Below are 15,525 nucleotides of genomic sequence, written 5' to 3'. Positions count from 1 at the left end.
TTCGTTGTTCGTTGTAACAACCGGTGGCTTCGCCATCGGCAAAGGGCTGCCGCCACTCCGTGGCTTGGAGCGCCGACCAGGCCCAGAGGGCCGACAGCACGGTGCCGGTGGCGCAGCCACCGGTGTCTTGCTACTGGTTGCCAGTAGTCCCAGAGGGCCGACAGCCCTTTGCCGGTGGCGCAGCCACCGGTGTCCCGCTATTCTTTGCCCATAGTCCCGGGAGGGACGACAGCTTGGTGCGCATACTCAGTACAGCCGGTGTTGAGTACGACGCGCGATATTTGTGGGATGGATGCTCGGATGCTGTCGGCCCTCCGGGCCTATTCGTTGTTCGTTGTAACAACCGGTGGCTTCGCCATCGGCAAAGGGCTGCCGCCACTCTGTGGCTTGGAGCGCCGACCAGTCCCGGAGGGCCGAAAGCACGGTGCCGGTGGCGCAGCCACCGGTGTCCCGCTACTCTTTGCCCATAGTCCCGGGAGGGACGACAGCTCGGTGCGCATGCTCAGTACAGCCGGTGTTGAGTACGACGCGCGATATTTGTGGGATGGATGCTCGGAGGCTGTCGGCCCTCCGGGCCTGTTCGTTTTTTGTTGTACCAACCGGTGGCTTCGCCACCGGCAAAGGGCTGCCGCCACTCTGTGGCTTGGCGGTGAGCGATTTTTAGGTGACTCGGCACAACGCCTCATCGAGCGCCTCCAACGGAAATGGCTTGTCTAAGTAGGCATCCGGGTTGATGTTGCCTGACATCATCTGATCAGCCTCACTCGAATAACCACTGCAAACGACGACCTTTTGATTCGGGTGTGTTTCCCGGATGGCCTGCAACACTTGCCAACCGGACATGTCGGGCATCGACAGGTCCAACAGCACTACGTCGTAAGCTCGATCATCCAGCATGCGAAGCGCTTCTCGACCATTCTCTGCCGTTTCCGCTTGATGACCGAGCGTCAAAAGAAGAGCCTCGACGGCACAACGAATCGCTGCGTTGTCATCGACCAACAGCACATCGAGAGGCCTACGTTTTGGACTCAAGTCCGATGATTCCTTCAGACCGGTTTCGCTGATGGGACGCGTCGAGCATGGAAGATGGATTCGAAACACAGTGCCTTCATCCGGGATCGACGAGCACTCAATGTGCCCGCCCATTTGCTCGATTGCTCCTCGCGAGGTTGCCAGCCCCAAACCAGAACCTTCATCCAGATCTTTTGTGGTGAAAAACGGCTCAAACACTTTCTCCGCGATGTCCGCGGGCATCCCGCATCCATCATCGCGAATCTCAATCACGACCATGGACTTCGCCTGAGGTTGTGCGTCATGCCGAGTCAAAATTTGAATGCTTCCGTTTTGACGACCGATGGCATCGCGCGAGTTCAGGCACATATTGATGACCGTTTGCTCCAACTGTCCGGCGTCAATTTCGGCCGGTGGAATTGTGGGAGACAACGCAAGACTGAGCCGAATGTGTTCGCCAAGTGTTCGATTCAGAATTGCACCGGTGCGTTCAAGTAGATCATTGATGTTCGTCGGCTTGCACTTCACATTGGAAGTACGAGCGAATGTGAGTAATTGCTTTGTCAACTCTGCTCCGCGATTCACGGCGGCAGAAACTTCCTCTAAAGGTTGAAACTGACTTGACGTTTTCTGCGAAGTGGAATCGCGTTGAATCAGTGATAAATTTGTTCCGATGACCTGAAGCAAGTTGTTAAAGTCGTGAGCGACTCCACCGGCCAAGCGACCAACCGCACTCAGCTTACGAGACTGAAGGGTTTCGGCTTCGAGCTTTTTCCGTTGGGTGATGTCTTCGAATGTCCAAATCCTACCGTCGAAGCGTTGTTGACGATCGAAGATGGGCGCGGAGTAAATAGCGACATTCCCCCGGGACTTGAGGGCGAACTCCCGCTCGACGATGGCGTCCGGATCCGCGAACGATTCCATCCACATCATTGTGAATTCTTGTCCATCTCGAAGAACGTTTTGAATGATGGCGCAGGCTTTTGCTTGACTGGTTCCCTGAGTAATCTCAACCCCCAAGGCTTCACCGATCTTATCGCTGGCCAGCCGCACGCAAGCGTCCGCGTCGAAGATAAGCATCCCGTCACGAACTGCCTCAGACGCCGCGGCAATGCGACTAGTGCTGCTGTTTAATTCTCGTGTCTTTTTCTGTACCTGTCGTTTGAGCACCCAATACCAGCTCAGCAACATCAAAATGGCGGCCGCGACGCCCACCGCTGTCCAGCGAACTTGATTTGGCTGCAATTGCAATGGGAATTCCGCAACCACGACATCATCAATGTCAGAAACGTTCAGTTCGACTGGGTTTATCGCAGCGGGCTTGATCGCGTAAACCAGACCCGTCACCCGCGCGACAGACTGCCGCGAGAGTTGATCAATCTGCTGGCGTTTCTCTGGCACCGGCATGCGAACCAAAACACTCTTGCCATCGGACTTTAACGATAGCTCCAGCGTAGACTCGGTGACAAAACAATGCTCGACCGTGCCTTTGATACTGACGCGTTGGTTAATAAACTTCTCGTCAATGATCTGCTGTACGGTTTTGGTTGGCGGTACGACCGGGCGAATGCTACCGATTCGAGAAATCCAAATTGAATCAAGCTGTCCATCAACAAGCGAACGCTCGGCTCTTAAATCGATGATGCTGCCAGCGGAGATATGCGCGGCCATCGCGGTCGAAACTCTTTGGCCATCAACGGCGATGAATGTGGGCGCCACATGCTCAACCACAACGTTCTTGAACTCAACGACCGGATTCGGTTTCGGGAGTGGTTTGATCGGGGGCGCTGGGTCCTCGATATAAAGCCATGTGATCTGAGTCGATTGATCGATGACCCCAATGTGTACGACTGAATTTGTCGTTCGCGATAGCAGGTCTGGACGCACGGCAGCTCCTTCAACCCTCAGAATTTCGCCGAGCCATTTCTCGAGCGTCTCTGTCGGCGTTTTTTCGTGACACATGACGATGACATCATCGTCCCCAAGTGACAGACGAAAACCATCTTCAAGTTCTAAGACTTCACGGCAGTAGGCCAGGTGTTCAACATATCTCCACACAGAAGGCTTTGAGTTTCTGTATGCCGGGAGCTTCCGTAGCTTGGACAGGCTGCCTTGCTTAATCAACTCCAATGAATCCACTCGCATGTGCGGCCTGGGAATGTCGTGGCCGCGGACCTTGACCAAGTCGCCGGCAGAACACTGAGCCAACGCTGACCAAAGCGGACCAGGATCGGGCGCTAGGTGAAACGACCTTGAAAAGGATCCGAAATCGAGCCGTAGGTATCCGCCGGGATTCCGCCAGATCAACCTGCCTGTCAGTTCGTAGTGAACTGGTGTCGCAGACTCATTCTCTAGCTTTTTGAGCTCGCGAATCGTCCTAACCACGGCTCCCTGACTCTCCTCTGCCTGGGAGAAAGAGTTGGTCAGCGCCGTCGCAGCCATAGCCGCCGCCAGCATCACGAACATAGTAAAGCGGCTGGTCATGCTTCCTCCGTGACCACGCTGTTTCCAATACACTCACCGCTCGGGTCAAGGAGACGTTGTGTTGACATCGAGCAAGCGGTCTTGGTGTTTTGAGTCGTCAAGAAGAAAAGCGGATCGGCAATAAGGAGAACGCGCTGGCGAAGCGTAACGCAGCGGTTGAGGCCATGCCCGGTGAGTGCAAAGTGCTAATAGACAACCGCAGCCGTTATGTACCGAAGAATTAACGACATAGTAACAGAACTGAGGTCCGTCGGGTTTTCTGTCCCATTCTGCCATTAGAGACATTCATGCGAATAGCCGGTGCTTCTGGACGATCGATGAGGTGTCGGCATCGCCCCACGCCGTGAAGAGTTTTGGTTTAGTAAAAACCCAATGTTTTGTTTAGCCGCGTGGGCATCGCCCCGCGAGTATCACCCCGCATGGACGCGCGGGGCGATGCCCACGCGGTTAAACAGTCCAGGACCCATTTATGGCGTTGGGTTGAGCCCGTTACCAAAAGTCGCCGGGAATGTGGTACCCATGTCCCTGAGCAAACATGTCGATAGGCGCAGAGGGCCGACAGCCCGGTGCCGGTGGCGCAGCCACCGGTGTCTTGATACTGGTTGTTTGATAGGCCCGGAGGGCCGAAAGCCCTTTGCCGGTGGCGCAGCCACCGGTTTACCGCTATTGGTTGCCGATAGTCCTGGAGGGACGACAGCTTGGTGCGCATGCTCAGTACAGCCGGTGTTGAGTACGACGCGCGGCATTTGTGGGATGGATGCGCGGAGGCTGTCGGCCCTCCGGGCCTGTTTGCTTTTCGTTGTGCCAACCGGTGGCTTCGCCACCGGCAAAGGGCTGCCGCCACTCCGTGGCTTGGAGCGCCGACCAGGCCCAGAGGGCCGAAAGCTCGGTGCCGGTGGCGCAGCCACCGGTGTCCTGATACTGGTTGCTGATAGGCCCAGAGGGCCGACAACTCGGTGCCGGTGGCGCAGCCACCGGTATCCGGCTACTCTTTGCCGATAGTCCTGGAGGGACGACAGCTTGGTGCGCATGCTCAGTACAGCCGGTGTTGAGTACGACGCGCGACATTTGTGGGATGGATGCTCGGAGGCTGTCGGCCCTCCGGGCCTGTTCGGTTTTCGTTGTGCCAACCGGTGGCTTCGCCACCGGCAAAGGGCTGCCGCCACTCCGTGGCTTGGAGCGCCGGTTGGGCCTGGAACCGGTTTGGCGCTGTTCTGGCAGACGGTGTCGGCGCGGGGTGCTGGAACTGTGCCGGAACTGCGTCGAAGACTCCTTGTTCCGGCCTACTTGAGTGCGGCCTACTTGAACGCGGCGCTACTTCGGATTTTCTAGCGAACCATTTCGACCACGCGGGCGTCGCGTCGGTTGGCTAGTGAGCCGAGTACCTTCGTGTCAGTATCGGAACTCATAAAGCGAACGCTTCCGTCGACGAACGCGAAATGCACTCCGCCGGGATGCCAACTGCCAAAGGAAAGCGTGCCCGCCATCAGATCTTCTGGACCTGTTGCCAATCGTAAACCGGGGCCGGCTAGGCGGCACGAAGCGGGCAGGTGGTCGCCATCGAATGCGGGCGAATCGTAGGGGAACTGTGTCAGCTCGCTGGGTGGTACAAATTTTTCGCCAAACAGCATCGTGTTGGACAATCCGTCGCTGACCGACGCCATCCGAACGCGATCCTCGGCCCGCATCGCAACCCCGTCTTTGCACTGAGCGCGAACGCTGATGATGACGCCTGAACCGTTGCCGCCGTAATAAAAATCAGTCGAATCGCCTGTCGCACCGGGTGTCAAATCACCGTGGTTGCCCGCGTAGTCACACAACGCGCCGGTCACTTGGCGAGACAGCGTTTCTTCACCTTCAACGAGCATGGGAATGATTCGTCCTGGGACACGACATCCACAGGGCAATGTCCGGCCCGGTCCGCGAGTGAAGACAATTTCTTCGGTGGTTTGCACGTATGGCAACCCAACTTCGCCGATGGGTTTGGTGCCCGAGCGACGCGAGGGGCATAGAAAAACGTCCGGCACCGTGTTGCGAGTTTCCTCGGCGTGTTCATGCCATTGTTTGCTGAAGTCCCACTGGTCACCCAGATCTGCTTGTTCAATAAACGGCATCACCAGCGTCAGCCATGTGGGCGAATTCTCGCCACATTGCAGTTCCTCGGGATCGCCCGGGCGTGGTTGATACCGAGCGGGGGGGAAATGCCCGACAGCGTCATGGTGCAGTTGAGTCGCCAGAGCCAGTTGTCGAATCCGGTTTCCGCAGTCCGTTCGCCGTGCCGCTTCTCGAGCTGACTGCACCGCAGGCAACGTGATCGCCACTAGAATGCCGATAATCCCGACAACCACTAGCAGTTCAACGAGCGTAAAACCGCTCCGAATGTGCGAATTTTTCATTGGTTTCTTCGTTTTCGATATTGTTTAGCGGGCTCTGCGATGCCTTGTTCACCCAACATACTCGGAATCGGCGTAGAACGGAATTGATTCTGTTTGGGAACAGCCCCGAAAGTAGGCCGTAGCGAGCGGAGCGAGTTACGGCAGGTCTGCAAAATGCCGTCACTCGCTCCCACTCGCGACGGCCTAAAAGATGTTTGCCGACTAGCGTGCCTGCCCGCGTTCTACATTGGCCCACGCTCTACGTTGAGCTGATTCAGGGCTTGATCTTTCGCTGCGGCAGGGCGATTTGGTACCACCGCCGGTGCTATGAATATCTTGCCCATGACGAGCGATTCGTCCCGCGAAGTCCATCCGCAGGCCGGTCCACCTACAAACTTTGTCGGAATCGATGCGATTCGGGCGTTTGCGGCGATTGCGGTGGTGGTGCTGCACGCTCTAGTCCCTTATTTGAAGCACCCGATGCCCGGTCTTGTTTGGTCGGTTTCGGATTCGCCCAGTTCGTTTGCCGACGGAGTGTTTTGGTCGATCGAACTGTTCGTGATGCCATTATTCTTGATCATTGCAGGAGTGCTAACCTTTCAAAGTTGGCAGCGCCGAAACGATGCCAATCAACTCGTCCGAAGTCGCGCCAAGCGTTTACTGCGTCCTTTGTTTTTCGCGGTGCTGGTGATCTTGCCAATCGACCTCTACATCTGGGTGTTGGGGTGGGTTTCGGAAGGACTTGTTCCTCTGGTCAAAATGAAGAGCCTGAAGTTCGACGATTCACTCAGCAAAGATCTTTGGGGGCTGAGCCATCTTTGGTTTCTGCATTACCTGTTTTCCTACGTCGTCATCTTTGCCGGATTCATGGTGGTTCGTCAAAAGATTGCGAGGCTTAAAAACTTGACGCTCAGCATGCCGGCGATCGTGGCATGCTGCTGGATAATCGCGTCGCTCGTTATCCTGTTTCGGCCCGAAGTGATTTGGGGTTTCCAGCATGCGTTTGCACCGGTCGCCAGTAAGTGGATCTACAACGGTTGCTTCTTTGTCATCGGCGTGGCGATCGCTAACTTCGATCCATCGATGATTCGACTCCGATCAATTTCGCCGCGATGGGCGGCGGTTGCCGCATGCACGCTTTTGCTGACCGTTCCACTTGGAATCTGGTCGCTTGATTCTGGCAGTGAAATTTCGCGAGCGTCCAGCGTCACGTTGGCCGTGATGACGGCGACATCATCGTTGTTGGTCAGTGTGATGTTGGTCAGCATGGCACTTCGGCGAATCGCCCCATTGCCGCGATCGATTCAGTACGTCGCCGCGGGTTCGTTTTGGATTTATTTGATCCATCACCCGGTGCTATCGCTGGTTCATATTGACTTAAAATACTTGCTGCCCACCGCGTCACCGATGCTGAAGGCGACCATCGCGACCTTGATTGCGACTGGTGTGTCGTTGGCGACTTATGAAGTCTTTATCCGCAAATCGCGGCTGGGTGGTTGGTTGGGCATGAATTGGGTTCCGGTTCAGGAAGACGACCGCGAATCGATCCTGAGCTTCGATCGCCAACCGGATCAACCACCGATCCGACGGGCAGCGTAGTTGCTGGCTGGTCGCAACCAATGCGTCGCAGCCAATGCACCGATCCGACTCCCCTCGTGATCCGATTGTGGGTCGGTTAAGGTGGTCGCTGGAAAAGAAGCTCCTTTTATTGACTTTTGTAGAGAAAATTTCATGGCGAAAGGTCTGTTCACGCAGGGAATGTGTGTCCTGTTACGGCAGCCTGTGACGGTGGACGAGGTCTTGAGTCGGCTGAGCGGGTTTACGCTTTCGGCTCGGCATGACGCGATCGACGATGTGGATTCAAAAGAAACGTTAGTGTTTGAATTCCAGGAAGAGGTCGGCGGTCACCTGCTGGTCACTCCATCGTCAGCAAAATGGCCCGACGATCTAGGCGACCCCGACGAGACTCCTGAACGATTTGTTGCCTGGTCACTCGGTCAATTTGGTCCGCTGGCGTTCCCCGGCTGTCTGGAACGGTCGATGGACCAATCGTGGGGCTGGGAAGAGGGCAGCGAGATGGCTCCGCTTCACACCGCTCATATTCGATTGCTGATCAGCTACGTGCTGGGTAGCGAAGAATCCGAGGACGATGATGACGACGACGAGTTGCCGTTGGTGCCAGACGACTATGACCCGATCGAAGAACTGGACTTTATCACCAAGGCGGTCGCCGCCCTGTTGGAATTGCCTGGTGCGATTTGTTATTTCAATCCCGGTGGCGAAGTGCTTCGCGATGGTGATGGGTTGCGACGTGGTCTGAACCACGCATGGAACCAAGAAATGCCGCCGCTGGATATGTGGACCAACGTCCGCCTGTTCCGAACCAGTGATGAATGGTCGCTGATGGACACCGTTGGCAATGGCCAGTTTGACCTGCCCGATTTGGAAGCCGTGTTTTCATCCAAGAAGTACGAACCCAGCGAAGTCGAAAGCTTTCTTCGCAGCGCGTCGTTGTACATGGTGACGTCCAACGAAGAAGTCGAAGAGGGCGACACGGCCGACGGACCTGGCGATTGCAGTTGGATGGCGATGGAATGCCATGACGCGCTTTCCGATCCGCCTCGCGAAACCGTTCGCTGGATTCCGCAAGACGGAACCACGCCGCCAGACGAATTACTCGATCGCGGCGAAGACGCCATGGCCGAAGAGGATTTCATTGGCGACGACGATGACGAATTCATCGACGACGATTTGGACAGCGAGATTGATTGAGCAACGCGATTTTGCGGAACTACTTTCCAATACAAAATCGACCGAAGACTCTGTCCAAAATATCTTCGTTGTAAATTTCGCCGGTGACTTCGCCGATGGCCTGGGCAGCGGTTCGCAGTTCCGCTGAAACGAATTCGTGACCCGATTGGTTTTGTGTCAAACGGATTGCCGCTTCGATCGCTTGACGTGATTGCTGGATCGTTTGACCGCAGCGTGCAGCAGTTCCAATCGCAGAACCCGTTTCGACGGCATCGACTTCCGTAATTTTGTCGGCAATTTCTTGAGACAACGTTTCGATGCCTGCGCCCGTTTCAGCGCTGCACTGGATCCAATCGCTGATTTGCGGAATCGTTGACGCGTCTTGAATCAGATCGCACTTTGTCGCGACCATCAAGTTCGCTGAGACGCGACGGGATCTGGAACTCTGGTTCATCGTGGCGACTTGCTGGTCGATCCACGCAATCGCGGCGGGCAAGTCCTGACGAGACGCATCGACGCACCACAAACGAATCGCGGCTGCCTGGCTGACTTGTTCGCCGGCCGTTTGTGCGTCTGCGGAAATTTCGCCGACGGCCGCTTCGATTCCTGCGGTGTCTTGCAAAGTGATCCGGTGACCGTTGATCGACGCGAGACTAGAAACAACATCGCGAGTTGTCCCGGCGACGTCGGCAACAATCGCTGCTTCGTTTCCAGCAAGCACATTCATCAACCTGCTCTTCCCAGCATTGGGTTCGCCGCGAAGCACCACCGTTGTCGTCGTTGCACCGCCGCCTCGCTGAACGATTTGTTTGGCGGCAATGTCGATGACGTCAAGCATCGGTGTCAAACGACCGACCAGGTCATCGTCGGAAATAAATTCAATGTCTTCATCGACGAAATCCAAACCGGCTTCGACGTCCGCCAGCAGATTGAGAAGATCATTGCGAATCGTCGCCAGCGGCTTGGACAGGTTCCCGGCCAATTGCCCGAGTGCGGAATCCAACGCACCGGGACTTTCTGCTTCGATGACGCCAAGAACCGCTTCGGCCTGAGTCAGGTCCATGCGTCCGGCCAAAAATGCCCGCATCGTAAATTCGCCTGGCCTTGCCGCCCGTGCTCCAGCATTCAAACAAGCATCGACCATGGCGGTCAAAATCGGCAACGAACCATAGGTGTGAATTTCGGCCGACGGTTGCCCGGTGTAGCTGCGTCGATTCGGCCAAAGCAAAACCGAGGCATCGACCGGACCGATTGGCTCGCCCAAGTCGATGGACAGATCCAACCGAGTCGGCTTGGAAATTTGTGAAGTATCGACCTGCGTATCACCGGAAATCAGGTTGACGACATTGCCGAGCACCGCAGCAGTGGAATCGCCCGACAAACGCACGACACCGCGAACGGCGGGGCTGGTGGGCGAGGCGATTGCGACAATCGTTTCGTCAAGATGCATCAGGAATCGGCGATAAAGGTGATGGAAAGAACCGAGTTTACAGGGAACTTGGATTTGCTTTCACAAGTCTTAATGTTCTCCAAACAGGGCCACCAGTGACCATTGACCATCAGACTCGATAATGGCTGCCTGGTTTGCCCAGCTTCACGGGCCGCGACACTTCGTTATGTTGGTGAATTGCCTAAAAAAGCAATTGCGTCCCCAATCCTCTTTTGCCGCCATCCTTTAAGCAGATCCCGCCATGGCTGACCCCAACGACAGAGCCCGCCGGCAACGGCGACAACGACAAGCGGCCAATGGTAATTATGGCGGCGGATACGGCGGAGCGTTTGGGCATCCGACGTTGACGCCCAAGGGTTACGAGTTGATGAATTCGAGCCCGTTGAAGGATCAGTCCTATGGGATGCCGCCGCCGGTGCAGGGGTATTCAATTCGTCAGGTGCCGGCAGATCAAGACGACGGCCAGCCCGTTGATGTCGAAAATCCGCCAGCGACAGTTCAGCCCTACGATGGTTACGGCGGTCCAGCTTTCCCAGGACCGTACTTCCGGTCTCGCACTGTCGCCGGGGTGCCACAGAATTTCCTGCCATCGCAAAAATTCCCTGACCCCAACTCACTGATCCATCAACCACTGCATCGTTACTATCAGACTCGACAAGTCGATCAGTTGACCGACGAGTTTCCAACCAAAGCGATCGGTCGGTTAGTGATTCACATTGATCCATACAGTTGGGATCAACCGGCGTTTGGATCCGCTTGGATCGTTGGCCCCAATTTGATTGCGACCTGTGCGCACAACTTGTTCGATTCCAACAAGCGACGTTGGTCACGGTCGATCGAGTTCTATCCGGGTTTCGATTACTACGCCGATGGATCACCGATCCAATGCAAGGTGACATCGTGTTACGTCCCCAGTGCTTACTTGCGTAACCCTGCGACGAACGATGACATCGGGTTTTGCTATGTCGATCAAAACATTGGTGACATCGTTGGACAAACCATTCCCATCAAGCCGCCCGAAACCAATTCGTTCTACGAGAATACTCGGGTGACAATCGCTGGTTATCCAGCGGCCAGCGAATTTGATTTCGGGAAACAGTTGTGGGCTTCGCGAGGCGAGTATCTGTTTGGCCATCGCATGGGGCCCAACGACGATTACTCACCGGTCCTGGCAACCAACTTTGGCGGCGGTGCCAGCGGCGGTCCTTGGTTGGCTCAGGATTCGATCACCAAAAAATGGTCAGCGGTCGGATTAACGTCGGGGCACGCCAGATTGCATTACCATCGTGGTGAGCTGAACTTGATGTCGTTGACCTCGCCCATGATCACGCAAACGAGAATAGATCGACTGCAAAGTGATCAAGTGACGCATTCGTTTGAGGTTTAACGAACGATTTCAATAGTCGCCTTTCGCTCCGCGAAAGTGTGCTTGAACGTACTTTCGCGGAGCGAAAGGCGACTATCAGTAACGAACACCTTGTCGTGTTTCGCTAATCTCGCGGTCGGCCCGCAAAGACTTCCAACGCTGCTTCGGCATCGTCTTCGCCGCAGATGTTGCGGTTACGAGTTTTGGGATCGATGCAAGTTTCCACCAGCGCTGATTCGTTCATGCTGGCTAAACCGCGGTACCGCTGAGTGCTGTACTTGATGTCTTTTGCATCGAGTGCTTCGCAGAGCTTGCGATAGTGATCATCGTTGAACGCGTGAATGCGATCGGTTCCGCAGGCCGATTTGATCTCGTAAACCGGTGGTCGGATCAGTCCAATGCGGCCGGATTTTAGCAGCGGTTTCATCCAGCGATAAAAGAACATCAGCGCCAGCGCGCCGCAGTGAATCCCGTCGGCGTCGGGATCAAACAGCAGCGTAATTTTGTCGTATCGCAGATCCGATTCACGATACGAATCATCCCATCCGGCACCCAGCGCATCGACCAAGGCTGAAAACAATTCATTCGACGCGACGGTGCGGCGACTGGCTTTCCAGGCATTCAGAGGCTTGCCCTGCATCGGCAAAACGGCTTGGTCACGAACCGAACGGGCTCGCGCGGTCGCCTTCGATGCCGATTCACCTTCGACAATAAACAATTCCGCACCGCTTCCGATCCCGTGGACTTGGCAATCATGCAGCTTGACGGGAATGCGTCTGAAATTCATACAGTGTGACCAGCGGTTTTTTGGTGCAGAGTTGTTTTTGGGATGGTCACGAAATAACTTCAAGAGATTTGCTTCGACGAAATCTCAGCCCGAACGCGTAAGCGAGAGATTTCCGCGTCAAAAAAAATCCCTCGCTTACGCGATCGGGTTGGGAAAACGGGAAGCTTAGATGTTGAGCATGCCAACGGCCAGGCTCAGTAAATCCCGGGAGGGACGGAAGCTCGGTGCCGGGTGCTGACGCACCCGGCAAAGGGCTGTCGCCGCTCCGCGGCTGTGCTGGTGGATTTGCACTGTTTTCATGACACCATCTATGCTGAACGCGCGTTATCGCTTGGCGGCTGATTATCCCGAAAGCCTTTTCAAACCGGCATAGTATCTGAAAATCGTCGCTTCCACTGTTAGCTGATCTCCAAAGTATTCTCCTTCCATGATTATCGTACTCTCGCCCGCCAAGACGCTGGACTTTGAAACTGCTTCACCGACCGACAAGACCACTCGTCCGGCGTTGTTGAAAGACGCGAGTGTGTTGGCTGAAGTGTGCAAACAGAAGAGTCCTGAAGACCTGCGACAGTTGATGGGGATTAGCCAGAAACTAGCGGAGTTAAATCATCAGCGGTTTTCGGACTGGGAAGCGCCGCATCCAAAACTGGGCAGCAAGGCGGCTTTGTTTGCTTTTCAAGGCGATGTGTATCGTGGACTGAAAGCGGCTGAATGGACGACTAAGCAAATTGAGTATTCCCAAGATCATTTGCGAGTGCTGTCTGGTTTGTATGGTTTGCTGCGGCCGTTGGATCGGATGCTGCCTTACCGATTGGAAATGGGAACGTCGTTGGCAAGCGATCGTGGCAAAGACCTTTACGCGTTTTGGGGCGACAAGATTGCGAAACAGTTGCGTAAGCAAATGGACGCAACGAAGTCGAAGCACTTGCTGAATTTGGCGTCGCAGGAATACTTCAAGAGTATCGATCAATCTGTTTTGGACTGCCCGATCGTTTCGCCAGCGTTCAAGGAATGGAAGAATGGCAAATTCAAGATCATTGCCATCTTTGCGAAGTTGGCGAGAGGATCAATGGCGTCTTGGGTGGTCAAAAATAAGGTCAAAACGGTCAACAAGCTGATCCAGTTCGATGAAGACGGGTATCGATACGACGCTGAATCATCAACGCCGACCGTGCCTGTCTTTGTACGTGGTGATTGATTTTTTCGGTAATCACCGTTTTTATCGGGACTAATTCGCGTTTGCCGACCCTGATCACAAAAAATTTCATTGACGATTCGGGGGTCAGTCGCAGATAATGGGAATCGTTCCGACGTCACTTTTCTATCCCAGCACCCTCGGGCCGCCAACGATGACTTTCTCTCGCGAATTCTTTCGGACCAACGGCTCCGCAGCAATCGCCTCTGAACGGTTCGACGCTGAAAAAACAGCGGCTGCCAAACCATCGGCCAGCAAGCTGCCCAGCGAAGCTGCGAAAGTGATCGATGAAAAAGAGGTCAATGCAAAGAAGCGGAAAATTGCGGTCGTGTTTGCGGTTGCTTGTTTCGCGGTCGCCGCGTTCATCGCCAGCACTGCGATGGGGCAAGAGCGTGGCCAGAAATATGACTCGATCGAAATCAATCCGCGAATCGATACCGCTGGTGCCGTCCGAACCATGAAAGCAGAGACGCGTTCGTTTGCGTCGATTGGCAAGGGAAACGGAGGCGCGGTCAAAGCTTATTTTGAACAGTACGTTCCGGGGAAAATGACTGCGCCCGATGGAGTGGAACACCTGTCGGAGATTGTCGATGACGTCACCGGATACTTGGAACGAGCCAACAAGGGTGGTCGTCCAGAGATCGCGAGAGGCCTTAGCGGATTGACGTTTCGAAGTCTCGGTAGAGTCGCCACCGGCAACTACCATCCGACCGCTCGTATCGCTGCCACGGTGATCATTGGTGGGCTGGATTCGAAGCCGGTTGATATCGGTAACAAGAAACCACCGGTTCCTCTTGATACTGTGTTACCCGTTTTGATTTCGCTTTACGAAAACGAAAAGAACGTTGATGGATTGCGAGCCGCCGCGTTACAGGGAATCCATCGTCATGCGATGTATTCGTTCAACACGATGCCGGCCGATCTGAAAACAAAATTGACGGGCCTGATGAACGATCTGCTTGATGCCGACGCGCCCGCTGATCGTGACATCGAAGCGCATGCGTTTCTGCAGCGTTACGCGGTCGATATTCTGGACTACACCAGCGACGGACAAGACCCGGCGTTGGGTCTGAAGCTCGTCAGCATTTCCACGGAGCCAAAATCGCTGGAAATGATTGCTCTTCATTCCGCGTCGAGGTTGGCGTCGATGTCGGGCGTTTTGGAAAACAAAATTGAAAAACCGAAAGACGTTTTGTGGAGTTGGACCGTTCGCACATTGACGGCTTTTGAGAACGAGATTGAGAGAATCGAAGGAATGAAGCGTCGGCAAACCAATGTCCGACAGCCACAAGACCCCAGTACGCATTTGCGAAAACCCGAAGAGAACAAACCCGGTCGACGTGCGGGTGCAGGAGGAATGCGGGGTGGTGGATCGATGATGGGTGATGACATGATGATGGATGACATGATGATGGATGACATGATGGACGACGGGGGTGGATATCGTGGAATGATGGGCAGCGACATGATGGATGACGACATGATGATGGGTGAGATGGGCGGTAACTTTAGCCGAGATTTACCCAAGGTCATTCAGGATCCCGAAATCGTTGCCACGCGACGAAAGCTAAATCACGTTCTGCAGCAGGTGCATTTAGGGGTCACGGGGTCGCCAACCGCAGGGATGCCCGAAGGAAAGCCCGGCGGATTGCTGGGCAGCGTTGACGATGCGACCAAAAAGGAAATTGAAACTTGGGCGGAGGCAATGGAAGACATCATTGACGAGATCAATGATTCTCAAATCGAACTCACCCAAGAATTCTTGCTCGTGCTGAAAGAGCAAATCGAACCTCTCGAAGAATTGGTCGACAGCATTGATGACCATCTGGTCGAAGTTGACGCACCCAAGCGCGATGGTGGCGTCGCAGACGAATTACAGTCTGAATTGATGGGCGACGATGCGTTGGAAGAAGCACTCGAAGAAGACCTGATGGCCGAACCAGCGATGCTTCCATAAAGGAACTGTCCTGAAACAAGTTCCGTATTTGGCGAACTCTCTCGTAGCTGGGCCCGCCAGGGTTCAGTCGGGTAGAGCCCAACGCCGTGAAGGGTTTCTAAATTGTTTAACCGCGTGGGCATCGCCCCGCGCGTTCGGGCCAGCACGAC

The 15,525-nt window shown here is 55.0% G+C and carries 9 protein-coding genes; 5 read left to right on the top strand and 4 right to left on the bottom strand.

What is annotated here, in order from left to right; translation table 11 throughout:
* Positions 1–660: 660 nt before the first annotated feature.
* Both RC85_RS21010 and RC85_RS21000 read right to left on the bottom strand, forming a co-directional pair.
* Positions 661–3,069 (bottom strand): hybrid sensor histidine kinase/response regulator, encoded by a 2,409-nt coding sequence (locus RC85_RS21010; protein ID WP_160148062.1) that lies wholly within the window; start codon positions 3,067–3,069, stop codon positions 661–663.
* Between the two features lie 1,754 nt (positions 3,070–4,823).
* Positions 4,824–5,891 (bottom strand): DUF1559 domain-containing protein, encoded by a 1,068-nt coding sequence (locus RC85_RS21000; protein WP_068266465.1) that lies wholly within the window; start codon positions 5,889–5,891, stop codon positions 4,824–4,826.
* 321 nt (positions 5,892–6,212) lie between these two features.
* On the opposite strand from RC85_RS21000, the gene RC85_RS20995 reads away from it, so the two are divergent.
* Positions 6,213–7,469 carry an acyltransferase family protein gene (locus tag RC85_RS20995; RefSeq protein ID WP_068266463.1) on the top strand — a complete coding sequence of 419 codons (1,257 nt, stop codon included), beginning with the start codon at positions 6,213–6,215 and terminating at the stop codon, positions 7,467–7,469.
* A 132-nt stretch (positions 7,470–7,601) separates the two neighbouring features.
* Positions 7,602–8,642, top strand: coding sequence for a DUF4261 domain-containing protein (locus RC85_RS20990; protein WP_068266460.1), 1,041 nt, complete (start codon positions 7,602–7,604; stop codon positions 8,640–8,642).
* A gap of 19 nt (positions 8,643–8,661) precedes the next feature.
* On the opposite strand, the gene RC85_RS20985 is transcribed toward RC85_RS20990, so the two are convergent.
* Positions 8,662–10,071 carry a tRNA modification GTPase gene (locus RC85_RS20985; RefSeq protein ID WP_068266457.1) on the bottom strand — a complete coding sequence of 470 codons (1,410 nt, stop codon included), beginning with the start codon at positions 10,069–10,071 and terminating at the stop codon, positions 8,662–8,664.
* Positions 10,072–10,312: 241 nt separating this feature from the next.
* Here RC85_RS20985 and RC85_RS20980 point away from each other — a divergent pair, with 241 nt between their 5' ends.
* Positions 10,313–11,458, top strand: coding sequence for a trypsin-like serine peptidase (locus RC85_RS20980; RefSeq protein WP_068266454.1), 1,146 nt, complete (start codon positions 10,313–10,315; stop codon positions 11,456–11,458).
* 103 nt (positions 11,459–11,561) lie between these two features.
* Here the strand turns inward: RC85_RS20980 and RC85_RS20975 are convergent, their stop codons facing one another.
* Complete coding sequence (locus RC85_RS20975; protein ID WP_068266451.1) at positions 11,562–12,224, bottom strand: toprim domain-containing protein; 663 nt, start codon at positions 12,222–12,224, stop codon at positions 11,562–11,564.
* Positions 12,225–12,651: 427 nt separating this feature from the next.
* On the opposite strand from RC85_RS20975, the gene yaaA reads away from it, so the two are divergent.
* Complete coding sequence (yaaA, locus tag RC85_RS20970; RefSeq protein ID WP_068266449.1) at positions 12,652–13,422, top strand: peroxide stress protein YaaA; 771 nt, start codon at positions 12,652–12,654, stop codon at positions 13,420–13,422.
* 151 nt (positions 13,423–13,573) lie between these two features.
* The gene (locus RC85_RS20965; protein ID WP_157593984.1) at positions 13,574–15,376 is read left to right on the top strand and encodes a hypothetical protein; all 1,803 of its coding nucleotides are present in this window, start codon (positions 13,574–13,576) and stop codon (positions 15,374–15,376) included.
* The last annotated feature ends 149 nt before the right edge of the window (positions 15,377–15,525 follow it).

The organism is Rubripirellula obstinata, assembly GCF_001642955.1.
Taxonomy (GTDB): domain Bacteria; phylum Planctomycetota; class Planctomycetia; order Pirellulales; family Pirellulaceae; genus Rubripirellula; species Rubripirellula obstinata.
The sequence above is the reverse complement of the archived record's forward strand: the minus strand, read 5'-3'. Positions and strand labels throughout refer to the sequence as shown.